This window comes from Ostreibacterium oceani, from assembly GCF_009362845.1.
Classification (GTDB): domain Bacteria; phylum Pseudomonadota; class Gammaproteobacteria; order Cardiobacteriales; family Ostreibacteriaceae; genus Ostreibacterium; species Ostreibacterium oceani.
The window spans coordinates 32,811-52,256 of sequence record NZ_WHNW01000010.1; the positions used below are offsets into that span (position 1 = coordinate 32,811).

General features: G+C 46.8%; 23 protein-coding genes. 16 read left to right on the top strand and 7 right to left on the bottom strand.

Translation table 11 applies throughout. The annotated features are described in order from the left end of the window. Nucleotides 1–226 precede the first annotated feature (226 nt). From GCU85_RS08085 to ubiG, 4 genes are all read right to left on the bottom strand, one after another. Nucleotides 227–655: a hypothetical protein gene (locus GCU85_RS08085; RefSeq protein ID WP_152810674.1), complete on the bottom strand. Its 429-nt coding sequence runs from the start codon at nt 653–655 to the stop codon at nt 227–229. Nucleotides 656–718: 63 nt separating this feature from the next. Then, nucleotides 719–1,531: an SDR family NAD(P)-dependent oxidoreductase gene (locus tag GCU85_RS08090; protein WP_152810675.1), complete on the bottom strand. Its 813-nt coding sequence runs from the start codon at nt 1,529–1,531 to the stop codon at nt 719–721. 57 nt (nt 1,532–1,588) lie between these two features. Then, nucleotides 1,589–2,242: an HAD family hydrolase gene (locus GCU85_RS08095; RefSeq protein WP_152810676.1), complete on the bottom strand. Its 654-nt coding sequence runs from the start codon at nt 2,240–2,242 to the stop codon at nt 1,589–1,591. A gap of 20 nt (nt 2,243–2,262) precedes the next feature. Continuing rightward, nucleotides 2,263–2,982 carry a bifunctional 2-polyprenyl-6-hydroxyphenol methylase/3-demethylubiquinol 3-O-methyltransferase UbiG gene (ubiG, locus tag GCU85_RS08100; protein ID WP_152810677.1) on the bottom strand — a complete coding sequence of 240 codons (720 nt, stop codon included), beginning with the start codon at nt 2,980–2,982 and terminating at the stop codon, nt 2,263–2,265. Nucleotides 2,983–3,205: 223 nt separating this feature from the next. Between ubiG and GCU85_RS08105 the strand changes: the two genes are divergently transcribed. The 16 genes from GCU85_RS08105 to GCU85_RS08180 all read left to right on the top strand — a co-directional run bounded on the left by GCU85_RS08105 (nt 3,206) and on the right by GCU85_RS08180 (nt 16,365). Next, nucleotides 3,206–4,039, top strand: a complete 834-nt coding sequence (locus GCU85_RS08105; protein WP_152810678.1) for an ABC transporter ATP-binding protein — start codon at nt 3,206–3,208, stop codon at nt 4,037–4,039. Beyond that, nucleotides 4,036–4,815, top strand: a complete 780-nt coding sequence (mlaE, locus tag GCU85_RS08110) for a lipid asymmetry maintenance ABC transporter permease subunit MlaE (RefSeq protein WP_152810679.1) — start codon at nt 4,036–4,038, stop codon at nt 4,813–4,815. Before GCU85_RS08105 ends, mlaE begins: the two co-directional genes overlap by 4 nt. A 13-nt stretch (nt 4,816–4,828) precedes the next feature. After that, complete coding sequence (mlaD, locus tag GCU85_RS08115) at nt 4,829–5,293, top strand: outer membrane lipid asymmetry maintenance protein MlaD (protein ID WP_152810680.1); 465 nt, start codon at nt 4,829–4,831, stop codon at nt 5,291–5,293. Nucleotides 5,294–5,488: 195 nt separating this feature from the next. Continuing rightward, a complete protein-coding gene (locus GCU85_RS08120; RefSeq protein ID WP_152810681.1) occupies nt 5,489–6,109 on the top strand; it encodes an MlaC/ttg2D family ABC transporter substrate-binding protein in 621 nt (206 codons plus the stop codon). An 11-nt stretch (nt 6,110–6,120) separates the two neighbouring features. Continuing rightward, nucleotides 6,121–6,420 (top strand): STAS domain-containing protein, encoded by a 300-nt coding sequence (locus GCU85_RS08125; RefSeq protein WP_152810682.1) that lies wholly within the window; start codon nt 6,121–6,123, stop codon nt 6,418–6,420. A gap of 100 nt (nt 6,421–6,520) precedes the next feature. Continuing rightward, nucleotides 6,521–6,766: a BolA family protein gene (locus tag GCU85_RS08130; RefSeq protein ID WP_152810683.1), complete on the top strand. Its 246-nt coding sequence runs from the start codon at nt 6,521–6,523 to the stop codon at nt 6,764–6,766. A gap of 212 nt (nt 6,767–6,978) precedes the next feature. Next, entirely contained in the window at nt 6,979–8,253 is a 1,275-nt protein-coding gene (gene murA, locus GCU85_RS08135) for a UDP-N-acetylglucosamine 1-carboxyvinyltransferase (RefSeq protein WP_152810684.1), read from the top strand. Between the two features lie 19 nt (nt 8,254–8,272). Further along, nucleotides 8,273–8,947, top strand: a complete 675-nt coding sequence (hisG, locus tag GCU85_RS08140) for an ATP phosphoribosyltransferase (protein ID WP_152810744.1) — start codon at nt 8,273–8,275, stop codon at nt 8,945–8,947. After that, on the top strand, nt 8,947–10,248 hold the full coding sequence (gene hisD / locus GCU85_RS08145) for a histidinol dehydrogenase (RefSeq protein ID WP_152810685.1): 1,302 nt from the start codon (nt 8,947–8,949) through the stop codon (nt 10,246–10,248). The genes hisG and hisD overlap by 1 nt, the downstream gene beginning before the upstream one ends. 2 nt (nt 10,249–10,250) lie before the next feature. After that, nucleotides 10,251–11,375, top strand: a complete 1,125-nt coding sequence (gene hisC, locus GCU85_RS08150; RefSeq protein WP_152810686.1) for a histidinol-phosphate transaminase — start codon at nt 10,251–10,253, stop codon at nt 11,373–11,375. Between the two features lie 67 nt (nt 11,376–11,442). Continuing rightward, a complete protein-coding gene (locus GCU85_RS08155) occupies nt 11,443–12,246 on the top strand; it encodes a Nif3-like dinuclear metal center hexameric protein (protein WP_407944981.1) in 804 nt (267 codons plus the stop codon). Between the two features lie 98 nt (nt 12,247–12,344). Further along, nucleotides 12,345–12,959: a ubiquinol-cytochrome c reductase iron-sulfur subunit gene (gene petA, locus GCU85_RS08160; protein ID WP_152810687.1), complete on the top strand. Its 615-nt coding sequence runs from the start codon at nt 12,345–12,347 to the stop codon at nt 12,957–12,959. Beyond that, complete coding sequence (locus tag GCU85_RS08165) at nt 12,959–14,353, top strand: cytochrome b (protein ID WP_152810688.1); 1,395 nt, start codon at nt 12,959–12,961, stop codon at nt 14,351–14,353. The genes petA and GCU85_RS08165 overlap by 1 nt, the downstream gene beginning before the upstream one ends. Further along, the gene (locus GCU85_RS08170) at nt 14,350–15,123 is read left to right on the top strand and encodes a cytochrome c1 (RefSeq protein ID WP_152810689.1); all 774 of its coding nucleotides are present in this window, start codon (nt 14,350–14,352) and stop codon (nt 15,121–15,123) included. Before GCU85_RS08165 ends, GCU85_RS08170 begins: the two co-directional genes overlap by 4 nt. A gap of 16 nt (nt 15,124–15,139) precedes the next feature. Further along, nucleotides 15,140–15,784, top strand: a complete 645-nt coding sequence (locus GCU85_RS08175; protein WP_152810690.1) for a glutathione S-transferase N-terminal domain-containing protein — start codon at nt 15,140–15,142, stop codon at nt 15,782–15,784. After that, nucleotides 15,781–16,365 (top strand): stringent starvation protein B, encoded by a 585-nt coding sequence (locus tag GCU85_RS08180; RefSeq protein ID WP_152810691.1) that lies wholly within the window; start codon nt 15,781–15,783, stop codon nt 16,363–16,365. The genes GCU85_RS08175 and GCU85_RS08180 overlap by 4 nt, the downstream gene beginning before the upstream one ends. Before the next feature lie 61 nt (nt 16,366–16,426). Here the strand turns inward: GCU85_RS08180 and GCU85_RS08185 are convergent, their stop codons facing one another. The 3 genes from GCU85_RS08185 to hisA all read right to left on the bottom strand — a co-directional run bounded on the left by GCU85_RS08185 (nt 16,427) and on the right by hisA (nt 19,444). Further along, nucleotides 16,427–17,839, bottom strand: a complete 1,413-nt coding sequence (locus GCU85_RS08185; protein WP_235896268.1) for a deoxyguanosinetriphosphate triphosphohydrolase — start codon at nt 17,837–17,839, stop codon at nt 16,427–16,429. Between the two features lie 97 nt (nt 17,840–17,936). Beyond that, a complete protein-coding gene (gene hisF, locus GCU85_RS08190; protein ID WP_152810692.1) occupies nt 17,937–18,707 on the bottom strand; it encodes an imidazole glycerol phosphate synthase subunit HisF in 771 nt (256 codons plus the stop codon). Beyond that, nucleotides 18,707–19,444 carry a 1-(5-phosphoribosyl)-5-[(5-phosphoribosylamino)methylideneamino]imidazole-4-carboxamide isomerase gene (gene hisA / locus GCU85_RS08195; protein WP_152810693.1) on the bottom strand — a complete coding sequence of 246 codons (738 nt, stop codon included), beginning with the start codon at nt 19,442–19,444 and terminating at the stop codon, nt 18,707–18,709. The genes hisF and hisA overlap by 1 nt, the downstream gene beginning before the upstream one ends. Nucleotides 19,445–19,446: the final 2 nt, after the last annotated feature.

The following is a 19,446-nucleotide window of genomic DNA, read 5'->3' on the forward strand; positions in this document are numbered from 1 at the left end:
GCCTTTGTTGTTAAAGTTCAGAGCTAGAGTTTCCTAGGGGCTGTCGTGATAAACGGCAGGCGAGATTGTCTAAGCAATCGACTACGATGTGTGACGTTTCGCATCCTTGCTCCACTGCAACGCAAAGCGTTGTCCAAAACGACTATCCTGTCGTTTTGTGGGGCAATGTGCTTTCTGACACCAATCCTGATTTCCAATCGTTTTATTTTGCAGGTGGGGTGTACGCTTACTCAGTGATGTACCCATGAGATTTGATTAGCATGCTGCTATCAAATGGCTTTTCGCAGGTGAATTTTTCTTTTAATGTTTTTTGTCGTGACATGTCTCCGCTGATAGAGGCATTAAATTGGCAGACAATTTCATCGCCCGATAGCAAGATGAAAACCAGCGTCATGGTCTGCATGTTTTGGTAGATGCTGGATGTTTCTTCGAAGCTAAATTCGCTGGTGCCATTGAGCATGTATTGGTTTTTTGAGATGGGCGTGATGTCGTAGTTGACGTTAAAATCACCTAATATTTGTTGGCAGTTTTCAGTGGATGAGCAGACGGTTTCGGGTGCGCCATCGGTGAAATATTTTCCTGTATAGTTTGTGCTGCAACCGATAAGTGTCAAGGCAGTGGCGACAAAAGCATAATGGATTGTTGTTGGTTTCATGATGAGTATCCTGCGTGTTTTTATGGTGTGGATGAGTACGCTTCGCTGTTCAGCGGTCAGTGTTTATAGCGCGTGCATTGCATTGATAATGTGCCCGTTGGCATAGGGGCGGTCGAGCAGCGTGAGGATATTTTGGGCGATGCTGGCGGACATGGGGTCTGGCCATGTGGCGTCGGCATTGGGGTAGGCAGCGCGCGCGAGTTGCGTATTGACCCAACCCGTGTTGTAGCCGTAGGCAAATAGATTGGCGCTGTCACCATGCTCTAGTGCGATTTGTTTGACGGCTTGCATTAGGGCTGATTTGCTGCCTGCATAGGTGCTCCAATAGGCGGTATTTTTTGCGTATGCCTCTTCGTGATCGGCGAATAATAAGGTTGGGCTAGTGGATTGTCTGAGTAAAGGGAATAAGGTTTGTGTTAACCAAATAGAGGCCGTGTAGTTGACTTGGATTTGTTTGATTAACGTGTCTGGTGGGGTTTGCAACAGGGCGTATAGTCCATCGAAATGCGCCGCGTTATGAATAATGCTGTCCAAGTGCGGAATATGCGCGGTCAGTTGTTCGTGTGCGATAACGTAATGGTCGTAATTGGCACCCGCTAAATCGATGGGCAGTAACAGCGGTTCTTTGGCGTTAGGCAGCGTCATGATTTGATTGAAGGTGTTTTCAAGCGCTGCGATGGAGTTGTCTAGTAAAATAACCGACGCGCCATAGGCCGCCGCGGCGTAACTGAGTGTCAGACCAATGCCACGGGTTGCGCCAGTAATTAGGATATAGCGGTGACTGAGGTCTTGTGGCGCTTCGTTGAGCGCAGACAGCAGCTGCGGCAATGAGATGTCATCGGCTTTTGGGGTGTTTTTGAAGATTTCTGGTTTCACAATAAAGTCGTTGTTAATTAGGTTGTCATTTGAAAATTAAAGCGTAAAAATTAGAGACTAAAGATAATCAAGGATTTGTAGCGGTGTGTTGGCGATATGCTCAGCCTGCCATTCGCTAATCGGAATGTCGGCACCAATATAGCCATAAGCGCAAGCAATGGTTGACATGTCTGCATTGCGACCAGCCTCGATATCACGAATGCAGTCGCCAACATAAACGCAGCGTTTGGGGTCAACATCCATCATTTTGCAGGCCAGATAAATGGGGCTAGGATCAGGTTTGGCAACAGGCAATGTGTCACCGCAGACAATGGCTTGGGCGCGTTGGCTGATGCCCAGCTTTTCAACGATGGCGGTTGTGCAATCGGTGGGTTTGTTAGTGACAATACCCCACGGCAGATTTGAGGATTCGATGCGCGTTAGTAGGTCTTCAACCTCATCAAAATACGTGGTGTGGACGGTGTTTTGGGTGAGGTATCGGTCTAGATATTCGCGCCGCAGTGTGTGAAAATCTGGGGTTGGATAATCACCAGCAAAGCCAATTTCCAGCAATCGCGTCGAGCCATAAGAGACTTGCTGGCGTAATAATTCAGAGGCAACCAAGGGGCGCTGATAGTGTGTGAGTAAATCATTGAGGGTTTGGATTAAATCGGGGGCCGAATCAATCAGTGTGCCATCTAAATCAAATAATATTGCGTCAAATCGTTGCATGGGTTACCTGTTGGAAGTTTTTACGTTTTTTTGAACGCAAATAAATAGTTAATATCGGTGTCTTGGCTTTCGACAAAATCTCGCTGCAATGGTCGATAGCGAATGCCACGTATCGCAACGGGTGCGAGGCCTGCATCCTCTGCCATGCGGCGCATTTCTGACGGGCGGATGAATAGGCGATAGTCGTGTGTGCCTTTGGGTACCATGCCGAGGACATATTCAGCCATGCCGATGGCAAGTAGTTGGGCTTTGCGGGTACGGTTGATGGTCGAAAAAAGGAGCACCCCGCCAGGTTTGGTCAGATTGGCGCAATCATGGATTATTTGACTTGGGTTTTCGACGTGCTCTAGCATCTCTAGGCAACAGACAATATCAGCAGCAGGTGGGTTTTCAGCAATGAAATCGGTGGTGCTGATACAGCGGTAATTAACCCGAGACAGTGTCTGCTGTTGATGGTGTTTGGCGGCGTTGATGACTTGGTCGGATACATCAATCCCCGTGACATTGGCGCCTAGTTGGTCTAGGCTTTCAGACAAAATGCCACCGCCACAGCCGATGTCAATAATGGCTTGGTTTGCAATTGGGGTCAGCGATTGCAAAAAGGTCAGGCGAATCGGGTTGATTTGATGTAGCGCCTTAAAAGGGCCGTCGTGCGCCCAAAATTCATCGGCGAGCGCGTTAAATTTGTTGATTTCGCTTTGTGTATGTGGGCTGACTGCTGTGTGGCTTGTGTTGTTCATATGATTGGGTGAGTGTGATTGGTGTAAGTGGGTAAGTTGGTAAGTGTGATTGCGCAAGTGGTAAAATAGCGATGCTGAACGGGTGCGTTTATGACAATATGATTATTTTACTGAAAAAACCCACGTTTGTGTGTAATTGTCACCGTCTTTTTTAATAAGCTTTGCTATAATAGCGCTTCGATAGGATTGTTTATGCGTGAATTGTTGATTATTTGAGGCACTATTGATTATTGAAATTAAAGACTTAGTTTTTCGTCGTAAAAATAATTTGATTTTCGACGGCGTCAATCTACGCGTCAAAAAAGGTGCGGTAACAGCCATCATGGGGCCGAGTGGCACGGGTAAAACCACGTTGCTCAACTTGATTACAGGGCAGTTAAAGCCAGATAGCGGACAAATTTTCGTGTTCGGTGAGCGAGTCGATACCATGACAGAGCGCCAATTAACCCAGCTTCGTAAAAGTATGGGCTTTTTGTTTCAAAGTGGTGCGTTGTTTACCGATTTGTCGGTGTATGATAATGTGGCTTTTTCATTACGCGAGAATACGAATTTGGACGAATCACTGATTCGCACGGTGGTGTTGATGAAATTAGAAGCCGTTGGCTTGCGTGGCGCGATGCATTTAATGCCTACTGAATTATCCGGCGGAATGCGGCGGCGCGTGGCATTGGCGCGCGCGATTGCCATGGATCCGAGCTTGATGTTTTATGATGAGCCGTTTGCTGGTCAAGACCCGATTTCGATGGGGATGCTCGTGTCTATGATTCAATCGCTGAATAAATTACTGGGGCTGACGAGTGTGATTGTGTCCCATGATGTCATTGAAACGGCAAGTATTTGTGATGAAATTTGTATTTTGTCGGAAGGCAAAGTCAAGGCATTTGATTCGCCTGATGCACTCCAACAAAGTGAATCGCCTTGGGTATCCCAGTTTATGCACGCCAAAGCAGACGGCCCTGTGCCTTTTCATTATCCAGCGATACCTTACGAAGACGCGCTAATGATGGCTAAATCAGCAGGCAAATCGACAGGTGAATCAGCAGGTGATAGTAAATGATTAATCGATTGCAACGTATCGGTCGTTGGGCGATTGGGCTATGGCTAGGCTGTGGCAGTGCCTTTATTCTACTGTTTGAAATGCTAGTGAGCTTGTCTAAGCTGGCAAAGCGTTTTCGCTTGGTGATTATGCAGGTCTATCATCTGGGGGTGATGTCGTTGCCGATTATTTTGGTGTCTGGGCTTTTTGTCGGGATGGTGCTGAGTTTTCAGGGTTATAACATGCTTAAATTGTTCGGTGGAGAAAGCGCCTTAGGGACAATGGTATCACTGTCGTTATTGCGAGAATTAGGGCCAGTGGTCACGGCGTTGTTATTTGCCGGTCGTGCAGGTTCGGCGATGGCGTCAGAAATCGGGTTGATGAAAACCACCGAGCAAATATCCAGTATGCAAATGATGGCAGTCAATCCCGTTGAATACATTTATATGCCACGATTTTTAGGGGCGTTGATTGCGATGCCGTTATTGGCGGTTTTGTTTTGTGCGGTGGCGATTTTGGGTGGGCACTTTATCGGTGTGGTGCAATTAGGCGTCGATGTCGGTAGCTATTGGAATGGTATGCAATCTAGCGTTAGTTTTGAGAAAGATATTTTACAAGGCGTATTGGTTAAAAGTACCAGTTTTGGTTTAGTGGTTGCCTTAGTTAGCGTGTATCAGGGGGCAAATTGTTATCCCAGCGCTGAAGGCATTGGTCGCGCAACCACAAAAACGGTTGTCATTGGTTCGCTATGGGTGCTTGCCGTGAACTTTTTATTAACTGCATTATTTATTAGGTAGGATGGTTAAGGCAATGAAAAAAACAGTAGTCGCTGAAGCGTTGGTTGGTGTGTTTGTGGTGTTAGGTATTCTGGCATTGGTGTTTCTGGCGTATAAAGTCAGCTCGGTCAACCAAGTTGGGCGCCAAGGGTCATATACTTTGTATGCCGAGTTTAATAGCGTGAGTGGGTTAAAGGTCGGCTCTCCAGTTATGCTGTCAGGGGTCAAAGTGGGGCAGGTTGCCACGATTGAGGTATCACCAAGTAACTATAAAGCCCGTGTTGAAATGCTAATCGATAGCCGCTACGACCAATTGCCGTTTGATACTAGTGTGAGCGTGTTGACGCAAGGGCTTTTGGGTGAAAAATACCTAGGTCTTGATATCGGCGCAGATGACGAATATTTGGTTGATGGTGATCAATTTGACTTTACCAAATCGGCGATTGTGCTAGAGCGCTTGTTGGATCAATTCTTTTTGCGTAGCAGCCAAGGTCAGTGAATTCAGTCAATCTCTGCCAGTATCTGCCAGTATCTGCCAGTATCTGCCAGTATCTGCCAGTATCCGCCAATTGACTATTGGTACGACAGTGTAGTCAGGTTTTTGGCCTATAATAAATTAACCAAATTGTTCCAAATTCAAGGCGTAATTTCGTTAGCATAGACGCTAATTAACAAGGAAAATTCAGGAGTAATAATGAAACAAGTAGTGATTAAAAGCATGGTTATTGCCACATTGTGGGCGAGTATGGCAGCAAGTGCATGGGCGCAATCGGTGGATGACGCGTTGACGGTCGTCAAAGCGTCTGTAGAGGTGATGCTGTCAGACTTAAAGGCAAACAAATCAAAATATGCTGCCGACCCTAGCGCGTTGAACCAAACGATTGATGCCAAAGTTCTGCCGTATTTTGATGTGGATGCGATGGCGAGGTTTGTGTTAGGGCAGAGCTGGAAAGACGCTAGCGAAACCCAGCAGCAGGATTTTTTGACCGAGTTTAAGCAACTCATTATGCGTTCGTATTCATCGAGTATGTTGGATTATGCCGATGCTCGTGTGGACTATGGTGAGCCGAGTCCGCTACGAAAAAATCGCACTAAAATCCCCGTGACGGTGACCAATGCCGTCGGTGAGCGCTATGCATTGGAGCTGAGCTTGCGTTATCGACAAGGCGAATGGAAGGTCTATGATGTCGCGCTAGATGGCTTGTCTGTTGTGACGAGTTACCGAAGTTCATTAGGTGAAGAAGTCGCGCAAAAGGGGTTGCAGCAGGTCATCGATGAAATTAAGGATTTAAACGCACGCGGTGCGGTTAAATAGCGTAGTTAACGATGGTGTATCAGTTGCCTGACCGCATAACGGTCGAAAACGCAAATACCGTACTCGCGCAGCTATTGTCACAGCAAAATGGTGCGCAAAATGGCGCTCAGGCGGCGCAATCTGAGGCAGCACAATCCACGCCAGTGGATTTGTCTGGCCTGACGCACTGTGATAGTGCGGGTATTGCGGTGTTGATTGCCGCCAAAGCACACTTTCGCGGTCAGAATAAGTCACTGGACTTTGTCAATCCATCGCCTCAAGTCATTGGCTTAGCGAAATTTTTAAAAACAGAACGGTTACTTTTTGGTTAATTGAATAGGCGCTGTCTAATCCCTGTCGTCGGGCTTTGGGGCAGTAATTTTCCGTTTTTTTATAGCTTTTTTGTCCTATTTGCGGTACATTTTACGACTTATGAAAACACAAGAAATCAAATCAGTTATTGAGACGAGTCTATCGACTGACTTTGTCGCGGTAGAATCGGCAGATGAGGTACACTTTTACGTGACGGTGGTTTCTACGGTATTTGAGGGTGTGCCAATGATTAAACAGCACAAAATGATTAAATCATTGTTTTCCGAAGCCATAGAAAATGAAAGCATCCATGCGATGTCATTAAAGACCTACACCCCAGAAAAGTGGCGTGATCTGTCCAGTTGAGTGTATCCTTGGGTGAGGGTGTCCTTGGGCGTCTTATGGGTGCCTTACGGGCGTCTGATAGTTGCTTTAGACGCCTTATCAATCGATTTCTGCCATCTAACCATCAATCAGCTTGAAAACCTAGCCAGTCGATGGTTTTTTGTGTTTATTGACCTCACTAACACGCCAACACGCGAATACGCTAACATTTGAATACGCTATAAAGGAAAATAATGGATAAATTACAGATAACAGGTGGCATACCTTTACAAGGTACGGTAACTGCCTCTGGGGCGAAAAATGCCGTGCTGCCAATTTTGGCGGCAACGCTGTTAACCCCAGAGGCCTGTCAAATCGATAATGTCCCTTCATTGCGTGATGTCTATACCACGCAAGCCTTGCTTGAGCAGTTTGGTGTTAAGGCCGTTTTTTCGCCAAACCACCTTGGGCAAGGGCAGTTTAGCACCAATGCAGCGACAATTACACACACAACCGCGCCTTATGATTTAGTCAAAACGATGCGTGCTTCGGTGCTTGTTATGGGGCCGCTACTTGGGCGGTTCCACGAAGTGTCGGTGTCGTTGCCTGGCGGTTGTGCGATTGGTGCGCGTCCGATTGATCAGCACCTGAAAGGGTTTGAAGCAATGGGCGCACAAATCACAATCAATGAAGGCTATGTCCAAGCCAAAGCACCCAAAGGGCTAGTGGGCGCTAGAATTGTGATGGATATAGTTACCGTCACAGGCACCGAAAATTTACTGATGGCAGCCGTGCTAGCAAAAGGCACCACGGTGCTAGAAAATGCCGCACGTGAACCTGAGGTCGATGATTTGGCAAATATGCTAAATGCAATGGGCGCGAAAATCACGGGTATTGGGTCGGATACCTTGGTGATTGAGGGCGTTTCTCAGCTACGAGGCTGTCAGTATTCCGTCATGCCAGACCGCATCGAAACCGCAACATTTTTGGTTGCGGCGGCAATGACGCAAGGGTTTGTTAAAGTAGAAAAAACAAATGCAAAAATATTAGATTCAGCGCTCGCCAAATTAAAGCAGGCGGGTGCAGAGGTGGCGGTTGGTCCTGATTGGATTTCTTTAGATATGCGCAATAAACGCATCATGAGTGTGGATATCCGTACGGCCCCATTTCCTGGGTTTCCGACGGATTTGCAGGCACAGTTTATGGCGCTAAATACCTTAGGCACAGGCGCTTCGACAGTGGTTGAGACGATTTTTGAGAATCGTTTTATGCACGTGCCTGAGCTGATTCGTTTGGGCGCAAAAATATCGGTGGATGGTCGATCTGCAGTGATTGAAGGGGTTGAGGAATTACACGCGGCGCCTGTTATGGCAACCGATTTGCGGGCGTCTGCTTCGCTTGTTTTGGCGGCATTGGCAGCCAAAGGAACCACGGTAATCGATCGCGTCTATCATCTTGACCGCGGATATGAGAAAATAGAAGACAAGTTAAGCCAATTAGGCGCAGATGTTTGCCGCCTTGCATCATAATATGCTTGAAAATGTGGATATGATAGACAATAATTTTTCTTCTCGTCCTACCGATTCATTGGTAATTGCGTTGGCAAAAGGACGGATTTTGAAACAGACACTGCCGTTATTTGAGCAGATTGGTATCGTGCCAACCGAAGATGTTGCGCACAGTCGCAAACTAATGATAGCGACAACAAATCCCAAAATTAAGCTATTGATTGTTCGCACGACAGATGCCCCGACCTATGTGCAGTATGGGGCGGCGGATTTGGGGGTTTCGGGTCGTGATACGTTAATAGAACATGGCTATACTGGCATTTTTGAAATGCTGGATTTGGGGATTGCGCGGTGTAAATTAATGACTGCCGTGTTAGAGTCGGTCGCGCATTTGCCCGAAAAACGCCTGACAGTGGCCACAAAATATGTCAATAGTGCGCGCAAACATTTTGCTGAGCAAGGCGTTCACGCCGACATTATCAAGCTGTACGGCTCGATGGAGTTAGCGCCGATTGTTGGGTTGGCTGACTGTATTGTCGATTTGGTCGATACAGGTAACACACTCAAAGCAAATGGGTTAAAGCCCTTAGATACCGTGTTAGAGGTGAGTACGCGTCTGATTGTCAATCGCGTCTCATTGAAAATGAAAACTGACCTAATTACGCAATTAGTCGCCGATCTGCGAACGGTTGTTAGCAGTCGTGAGGAGGCATAATGAATATCCGAAAAATCAAATTTCAGCCCAAAAAGCCTGATGAAATTAGTCGGTTGGTTGCTTGGGAATCGGACTATGGTCAAGAAGTTGAGCAAGTCGTAAAAGACATCATTGGCAGTGTCCGCCACATGGGTGACAAAGCCTTGGTAGATTACACTGAAAAGCTTGATCGGCATTTGGTTAATGATGTAAAGCAGTTGCGCGTTAGCCAAGAGCAATTGGTGGAAGCATGGGAGTCGATTGGTGATGAGGTGCGCAAGGCGCTTCAGCTGGCAAAAAACCGCATCAGTGAGTATGCCGAACGGCAAAAAATAACAAACTGGCAATTGACCGAAGCCGACGGCAGTATTATGGGGCAAAAAATCACCCCGTTAGATAGTGTTGGGCTGTATGTTCCTGGTGGGCAGGCGGCCTACCCATCATCCGTATTGATGAATGCCATTCCTGCAAAAGTCGCTGGGGTATCGCGTTTGGTGATGACATCGCCTGCGATGGATGGTGAGTTGAATCAATACGTGCTTGCTGCGGCGTTTTTGTGTGAAGTGGACGAATACTACACCATTGGCGGGGCCCAGGCGATCGCGGCATTGGCTTATGGCACAGAATCAATCAGTCCTGTCGATAAAATTGTTGGCCCAGGTAATATTTTTGTGGCAACAGCAAAACGGCAAGTCTTTGGTCAGGTGGATATCGATATGATGGCCGGGCCTTCTGAAATTGCTATTATCGGTGATGGGTCAGCGCCCGCTAAGTGGGCAGCAGCCGATTTATTTTCACAGGCTGAGCATGATGTTAATGCACAGGCGATTTTGATTACAACGAGCGAAGCGTATGCAAACGAAGTGGTTGAAGCGATGCGGAGCATGCTCAATGACATGCCAAGGCGTGAAATCATCGAGCAATCAATGACAGAGCGGGGTGCCGTGATTTTGGTTGATGACATTGAACAAGCCGTTGCCGTGGTTGATTTGATTGCCCCCGAACACTTGGAAATACTGACGGAAAATGCGATGGATATTGCACAGCGCGTCAAACACGCAGGGGCGATTTTTGTTGGGCCGTATAGTTGTGAAGCGTTAGGCGATTATGTGGCAGGGCCTAATCATGTGTTACCAACCTCGGGGACGGCTAGGTTTTCGTCGCCTTTGGGTGTTTATGATTTTCAGAAACGCAGTAGTCTTATTTACTGTACGGCAGACAAAGCCAGTGAATTGGCTAAATCGGCTAAGCGCCTCGCTGAAACCGAGGGGCTGCCAGCGCATGCCCTTTCTGCACAATTACGCATTCAATTTGAGTCTTAGTCATGACAACATCGAATCATTCAGCGACGCCTTCAACAACGCCTTCAGTAACGCCTTCTTTGGTCAGTTTATTTACAGATAAAGTACAAACCATGCAGCCTTACCATGTCCCTAAAAGTAGCGGCATGATAAAGCTCGATGCGATGGAGTCTCCCTATAAATTGCCAGAGCAAATGCGCCAAGCCTTGGCGGCGATATTGACACATGTCAATATTAATCGTTATCCTAATTCGAGTTCTTCGTCTTTGGGGGCGGCGATTCGCAAGGCGTTTTCGCTGCCCGCTGAGCTATCACTGATGATGGGAAATGGCTCGGATGAGTTGATTCAAATTGTGCTGATGGCGCTCATGCGGCCTGGCGCAAAGGTGCTTTCGCCAGTGCCCAGTTTTGTGATGTATCAACAAGTGACCGAATTATTGGGGATGTCTTTTGTCGGCGTGGATTTTAATCCGGATTTTAGTTTGGATGAAGCCAGTTTTTTGGCGACAATTGCGCGTGAGCAACCAGCGGTTGTCTTCTTGGCTTATCCGAATAACCCGACGGGCGTTATCCTGTCGCGTGCGTTGATTGAAAAAGTCTTGCAAACCAGCAACGGGTTTGTTGTCATTGACGAAGCGTATAGTGCGTATGCAAGCGATAGCGCCTTAGACTTGGTGGCGCGATACGAAAATGCGATTTTGATTAGAACGCTGTCCAAAATTGGTATGGCGGGAATCCGTCTAGGCTATATGTTAAGCCATCCGTCAGTCGCTGGTTTTTTTGAAAATGTACGAATGCCATATAACATCAATTTGTTTACGCAGGCGACTGCACGCTTTATGCTGGAGCAAAAAACGTACCTAGCGGATTGTGTTAACCATATCGTCGCTGAAAAAGCGGCGCTTTATGACTGGCTTTCAGCGCAAGCTGGGTTGGTTGTTTATTCCTCAGAAACGAATTTTTTGTTAGTGAGAGTCGATAATGCGCCTGAGGTGTTTTCACGGCTACGCGATGATTATCAAATTTTAGTGAAAAATCTCGATGGGCAGCACCCAATTTTAAAAAATATACTGCGAATTACGGTTGGGTTGCCCGCAGAAAATGCCAAACTCAAAGCCGCATTGACTGAAATCTTGACGATTGACTAATGGGAAGTTGTTTGATGAAGAATGGTTTGATGGGGAGATTTTGGTGGGTTAAGTCATGACTAAATCGATTACACAAGCGATGCTAAGTGAATATTTGGCCGATTTATTGTTGGTCGATCGTTACCAAGATTATACGCCAAATGGCTTGCAAGTAGCGGGTAAAAAAAACATCCAACGAATCGTCTTTGGTGTAACGGCTTCGATGGATTTGATTGAAGCGGCGATTGCAAAGCAAGCAGATGCCATTATCGTGCATCATGGCTATTTTTGGAAAAATGAATCACCCGTTGTAACGGGGATGAAACAACGGCGTTTAAAAGCCTTATTGCAAAACGACATCAATTTATACGCCTACCATTTGCCGCTAGATGGTCATGAGCAATTAGGCAATAACGCGCAGTTGGCTGGACTATGGCAGATTGATAATCCTGCCCCTGTTCGGACGGATAGCCTGTTGTGGATAGGCGATATGCCAAATGAGACTTTGGGCGAGGCATCGGATGGTTTGTCGAGCGGCTCATCGAGCGATTTATTAGGTAGCAGTTTGGCTGACTTTGCTGACCGTGTGGCCTCAACCTTGGCGCGTACTCCGCAGGTAATCGCGGGTGGTGAACACCGTATTCAGCGCATTGCTTGGTGTTCTGGTGCGGCACAAAGCATGATTGAAGCAGCCAAAGCCGAAGGTGCTGATGCCTTTGTCAGTGGGGAAATCTCTGAGCAAACGGTGCATTTTGCCAGAGAAAATGGCATACATTATATCGCGGCAGGCCATCATGCGACCGAGCGTGGTGGTGTGTCCGCATTGGCGCAACATTTGCAGGCAATTTTGGCGTTGGATTGTTGCTTTATTGATTGCGCCAACCCAGTTTAATTATTAAATGAATCAATAAAATATAAAATAACGCTTATTTTTATACGCAATATTCGGTAAAATGGGCGAGTTTATTCTACTTTGAGCAAGCAAAAAACATGAAAAAACCCATGAAAAATTCTGAAAAGGTGAATCATGCGAGGCGTAAAACACTTGTTATCGCGTCGTCGGCATTAGGTGGCGTTGCAGTGGCAGGGGTGGCGACACCATTTTTAGGGTCTTGGATGCCTAGCGAAAAAGCCAAATCGGTTGGTGCGCCCATTGAGATGGATATCAGTAAATTGCCACCTGGTGCGCAGCAAAGAGCCGTATGGCGCGGTAAGGCGATTTATGTGCTGCGTATGACAGAGCCGATGTTAAAAGCCGTTAAAGAGACTGAATCGAGCGGTCTGCTATTAGACCCCAATTCAGAAGCCAGTGATTTGCCCGAGACGCTTAAATCAGAGCAAAGTCGTCAATTGCGTGACGATATTATGGTGTTAATCGGTGTTTGCACACACCTAGGCTGCGCGCCGACGCTGCAAGGTGTCGATAAAGGCCAATCGCATACCCCTGGCTGGTTGGGTGGTTTTTTCTGTGCCTGCCATGGTTCTAAATACGATTATGCTGGTAGGGTTTACCGTGGTGTGCCTGCGCCCAAGAATTTGCCCATTCCGCCTTATCGGTTTGAAAATGATGGCTTGATTGTTATCGGCGAAGAGGAGACAGTGTGATGCAAAAAAATGAGACCACACAAAATAATGTAGTTGGTTGGATTGATAAACGATTCCCCTTGACCAAGATGTGGAACGAGCATCTCGCCGAGTACTACGCACCGAAAAATTTTAATTTCTTTTACTATTTTGGTTCACTGGCGTTGCTTGTTTTGGTCAACCAAATTGTGTCAGGTATTTGGCTAGCCATGTTTTATAAGCCCGATACGGCGTTAGCTTTTGCTTCGGTAGAAGGCATTATGCGTGACGTGCCGTTTGGCTATTTAATTCGCTATATGCACTCAACAGGTGCTTCGGCATTTTTTGTGGTAGTTTATTTGCACATGTTTAGGGCATTAATCTATGGTTCGTACAAAAAGCCACGCGAGTTGGTGTGGATTTTTGGTATGTTAATCTTTTTGTGCTTGATGGCTGAGGCCTTTATGGGCTATTTGTTGCCGTGGGGGCAGATGTCCTATTGGGGCGCGAATGTGATTATTTCGCTCTTTAGTGCCATCCCGTTTTTGGGTGAGTTTGTCGTACAGTTTATCCAAGGCGATTATTACATCTCCGATGCGACACTGAATCGATTTTTCTCGTTGCATGTTATTTTATTGCCATTAGTCTTGGTGATGCTGGTAGCCGCCCATATTATTGCGCTGCACGAAGTGGGTTCGAATAACCCTGACGGTGTGGAAATCAAAGCCAACAAAGACGAAAATGGCATTCCCAGAGATGGTATTCCTTTTCATCCTTATTACACCGTGAAAGACTTATTCGGCGTGGGTGTTTTCTTGATTATTTTCTGTGCGATTATGTTTTATGCGCCAGAAATGGGTGGCTATTTCCTTGAGCACCCCAATTTTGAGCCCGCCAATCCAGTCGCAACACCCGATCACATTGCGCCAGTTTGGTATTTTGGGTCATTTTATTCTATCTTACGGGCGGCGACATTCGGGTTGGACTGGGTGTTCTTTGCTGGTCTTGGTGCGGCGTTATTGCTTTTCGGTGTTTATCGCCTAACGCAAAAACAATCGATCAAAGCCACGGGTGTGGTATTAGGTCTCGCGGTTTTGATGTTTATCGCAGCAGCAACGGGTGTTGAGGTCAGTGCGAAGCAATTGGGTGTTATTCTGATGTTTGGTGCAATTATCTTGTTGTTTGTTTTACCATGGCTTGATACAGAGCCCACCAAATCCATTCGCTATCGCGGGCCTATTTTTAAAGTAACAACCGCACTATTTGTCATTGGATTTTTGTTGTTGACTTGGTTAGGTGGCAAAGAAGCGACTGGTCCTGCGTTGCTAACGGCGCAAATACTGACATTGTATTATTTTGTTTATTTGCTAGTGATTTTGCCGATTTTGCCCAAAATCGATCGTTGTAAACCCGTGCCAGAGAGGGTGACCAAATGAAAAATGTATTGAAAATAATGGGCTTGTTGCCTATGCTTTGTCTGAATATTGTAATGGCAGCGGGCGGGGCTGATTGGGTGCCTCACGATAAATTCCCTGCCAATATGTCAAATAGTGAGTCAATTCAGCGCGGGGCTAAATACTATGTAAATTATTGTTTGGCTTGTCACTCATTGGAATTTCAGCGCTATAATCGCATTGGTATGGATACGGGTCTAGACGAAGATGTCATCAAAGACAATCTGATTTTTACAGGGCAATCTGTCTCGCAAACCATGTTGAGTGCAATTCCAGACGATGATGCACAAGAATGGTTCGGCAAGGTTCCGCCTGACTTGAGCCTCATTTCGCGTTCAAAAGGCAGTGATTATGTGTATAACTATTTACGGGCTTTTTACCGCGATGATAGCAAACCGATGGGTGTCAATAATGGGGTCTTCCCTGATGTCGGTATGCCACATGTATTGGCGAGCGTCGAAGGGGTCAAAGAAGCCATCTACGATGAGACCGAACAGTGTAAAACGGTCGATGGCGAGTCTGTGTGCGAAACCCATAAAACATTAGCTGGCTACACAGCGCCAGTTGGTGGGACGGTAAGTCCTGATGAATATGACGCAATGGTGTTTGATTTGTCACAGTTTTTGTATTACGTGAGTGACCCGTCAGAGATAAAACGTCACCGTATTGGCCCTTGGGTATTAGGTTTTTTGATTTTGATGACTTTCGTGCTTTACCTGTTAAAACGGGAATATTGGCGAGACATTCACTAATTTTTTGAGAGTATAAATGAATTTATTAAGTCATATACGCGCTGGGTTAACGATTGTTACTGACCCAGTTACTGTTGCGAGTCATCGAGTGCGACTGATTGTCGCCGAAAAATCGGTTGAGGCGGAGATGGTGTCTATTTCGCTTGACGATCCACTCCCAGAGGATTTGATGACCTTAAATCCGTCTGGACGAGTGCCAACCTTATTAGACCGCGATTTGGTGTTATTTGACGAGCGCGTTATCTCTGAGTATTTGGACGAACGCTACCCACATCCAGCGTTAATGCCCATTGAGCCCATTGTCCGAGCTAAGCTCCGCTTGCTTGTTTATCGCATAGAGTCTGAATGGTATTCACGGATGATTGAATTAGAGTCTAACAGCTTGTCGGCTAACAAACGCAAACAAGTGATAAAAGAATTAAGAGACAGCGTTTCACAACTTTCTCCCTTGTTTAAACAGGGCGATTTCTTGCTGTCTGATAGCATGAGTCTACTGGATTGCGCGGTGCTACCTGTGTTGTGGCGACTGCCGCATTTTGGCATCACGCTGCCCGAGGCGGCGGTAAATAATCTAAAAGGCTATGCGGCGGATATGTTTGGTCGAGAAGGCTTTAAAAACGCATTATCAGACTACGAAAAAGAGTTGCGCAAAAAAGGATGACCTCCAATAAGCCTTACCTCATTCGTGCGATGTATGAATGGATGTGTGACAACGCTGTCACGCCATATGTTTATATCGACACAAGGTGTTCGGATATTGGGTTGCCTGATAACTTGCGCGTTGAAAATCCATTGGTCTTAAATATCTCACCTGCGGCTTGTGTTAACTTGGTATTAGATAATGCGGCGATTACTTTCCAGGCACGTTTTTCAGGTCGCGTTTTTGATGTTTTTTTGCCAATTGACAGCATTATGGCTATATTGGCGAAAGAAACAGGCGAAGGCTTGCAGTTCCCTGCGGTGGCCGCGGAAGCGGGTGTTTCTTCCGATTCGCTGGCTTCGGATCCCCAAACATTCGATTCCCAGGCATCGAATCCCCAGGTATCGGATTCGTTGGATGCTGTGGATGGTGCGTTAGGCGCAGAATACAATCAAAAAAACAGCCATCAAGATGGCCGCCAAATGAAACCAGCCGCCAAAGCACGCTCATCTAAACGAGGTGAGCCAAAGCGGAATGAATCAAAGCCGAATGAATCAAAACGGAATGAACCAAGGCGTAGTTCGCTTAAAATTATCAAATAGTCGTCAATCAATCGATGTGCTTGAGGCGATGTGGTTGAGGTGAGTCGTCTGATGCGATGAGTCAGAGTTTAATGCCAGTTAGTTTTTGATGTAACGATACCGCATAAGAATCAGTCATTCCCGAGACAAAGTCGCCTATGCTGAGTGTGCGCTGATAGGGGCAAGTGGCGATTTTTCGTTCAGGTCCGATAAAGCGCGTCGGCAGCAAATTAAACAGCATATTGCTGGCGGCTTTGGCATTGCTAGGATTGTCTGCGTGTTGCGCCATATCTTCTATCATGCTACAAAACATTTCCATTAAATCGCCTAGAATTCGATAGCCTGCCATCTCGGTTTCAACGACTTGCGGATAATTGTAGATATTTTTCTCCGCAAACTGGGTCAATGCATTCAATGCGTCGTGGTCAGGGATGGCTTTAACGATAGATTGTGGGTAGTTGCCAGCCAACAAGCGGTCTTCGTTATCGATAAATGCCTCAACAGCTTGGTGCAATAAGTTGCCAATCGCTTTAGCCCGTAAGAAACTGATTTGGTCGCTACGGCTACGCATTTGTTGAAAACGCAAGTGGTCATAATTGCCTGCCAGTGGTTGCAGTAGGCCGATTGCGTCGTGATAAGAAACGGCTTTGACTTGGTGTGCATCTTCAATATCGATAATGGCATAGCAGATATCGTCAGCAGCCTCCATCAAATAAACCAATGGATGCCTTACCCAAGCCTGCGCGGCGGTTTGGATGATGCCCAGTTCATTGGCAATTGCCTGGAAATACGGCACATCGGCGATAATGAGACCGTTTTTTTTGGTCGCGATATTGTTGGGGTTGTAGTGCGCGCGTGTACACGGATATTTGCAAAAAGCGCCCAGTGTCGTTTGCGTGAGTTGCAAGCCACCCGCAATATCTGGATTTTGTAACCGTGTAACGATGCGAAACCCTTGGGCATTGCCTTCAAAATGCGTTAAGTCAGCCTGCTGAGCGGGAGTTAGCTGCTGGCAAATAGCTTGCCCAACTGGGCGTTCGGTGAAAAACGCGCGGATAGCGGCTTCGCCAAAATGCCCAAACGGGGGGTTGCCAATGTCATGCGCCAGACAAGCTGCTGCGACAATGCTACCAATGTCCTCTGGTGTGATGTGTGTCAGGTCAGTGTGTTTTTGTACGATATGCTTGCCAACCAACGTGCCTAGGCTGCGCCCGACACTGGCGACTTCTAAAGAATGCGTCAGACGGGTTCTGACGTAGTCATTTTTGGCCAGCGGAAATACTTGAGTTTTGTCTTGCAGTCGTCTAAACGCTGATGAAAAAATAATGCGGTCCACGTCTTTTTGAAAAGCCGAGCGGTCGTGTTCTTTGGCGCTTTGTGTTTTGCCTAATCGTTTGTCCGTCAGTAGGTGTTTCCAATGCATCATGGGTGTATTAGTGCCGTTGTCATTAGTGCGTCTGAGTGCGCGCGTGAATTCGTATGCGTAAATTCGCATGAGTGAATTCGTTGCAAAGGGAGCATGAGGGGACAATGATATCAGTTAATCCGTTATGGTGGTTATTGCTTGTCCTGTTATTTGTTATATTCATCATCTAAATGAGTCTAACTTCGATGCCATTTTCTTGTAGGTAATGCTTGGCTTCGGAGATGGTATAGTCACCAAAATGAAAAATACTGGCCGCAAGGACGGCATCGGCCAACCCAAGTTGAATGCCATCGACTAAATCTTGTAAGTTCCCTACGCCACCCGAGGCAATAATTGGGATATCAACGGTTTTTGCGATGGTGCGCATTAAGGCATTATCGAAGCCGTTTTTTGTTCCATCTCGGTCCATTGAGGTCACCAACAATTCCCCCGCGCCTAAATCAGCCATTTTTTTCGCCCATTCGATGGCATTAATTCCCGTTGGTTTGCGTCCGCCATGGGTGAAGATTTCCCATTGTTTGGGGTCGTTATTTACTTGCTTTGCATCAATGGCAACGACAATACATTGATTGCCAAAAAAATCACTTGCCGATTGGACAAAATCGGGGTTAAAAACCGCGGCGGTATTAATCGCTACTTTGTCAGCGCCTGCATTGAGTAATCGACGGATGTCTTCGATAGTTTTGATGCCACCGCCGACAGTCAGCGGTATAAAGACTTCGTTTGCCACTTGTTCGACAACATGAACGATGGTGTCTCGGTTTTCAACGCTGGCGGTAATGTCTAAAAAACAAAGTTCATCCGCGCCTTCGTCATTGTAGCGTTTGGCTGCCTCTACTGGGTCTCCAGCGTCACGGATATTGACAAAATTAGTGCCTTTGACCACGCGGCCATTATCAATATCAAGGCAAGGAATAATACGTTTAGCAAGTCCCATTACTGCGCCCCGAGCGTCTTGGCGAGCGCACACGCCTCGGCTAAGTCAATTGCACCGTCGTAGATGGCACGGCCAATAATGGCGCCATAAATTGGCGTTGGGTGTGTGGCAAGGGCTTTGATATCTGCTAGACTAGCGACGCCGCCCGAAGCAATGACAGGAATACGCACTTTGCTGGCGAGGTTGGCGGTTTGTTCAACGTTAACGCCTTGCATCATCCCATCGCGCGCGATGTCGGTGTAAATAATGGCCTGTACGCCGAGGTTTTCGAATTGCTTGGCCAAATCAATCGCACTGACATTAGACACGTTGGCCCAACCGTCGGTGGCTACCATGCCGTTTTTGGCATCAATGCCGACCATGACATGCTGTGGATAAGCGGCGCATAACTCAGTGACGAATTCGGGGGATTCAACGGCTTTGGTGCCAATGATGACGTATTTTACGCCTAGGTCGATGTAGCGTTTAGCGGTGTCTATGCTGCGAATGCCCCCGCCGATTTGTACAGGAATTTGTGGGTAAGCTTTGACAATGTTGGCGATAACTTCACCATTAACGGGTTCGCCTGCAAAAGCGCCGTCTAAATCTACCAAATGCAGGCGTTCGCAGCCTGCATCGACCCATTTGCCAGCCATTGCAACGGGGTCGTCAGAAAAGACGGTTGAATCTTCCATGCGGCCTTGTTTTAGGCGTACACACTGTTGGTCTTTTAAATCAATAGCAGGGATGGGTAGCATAA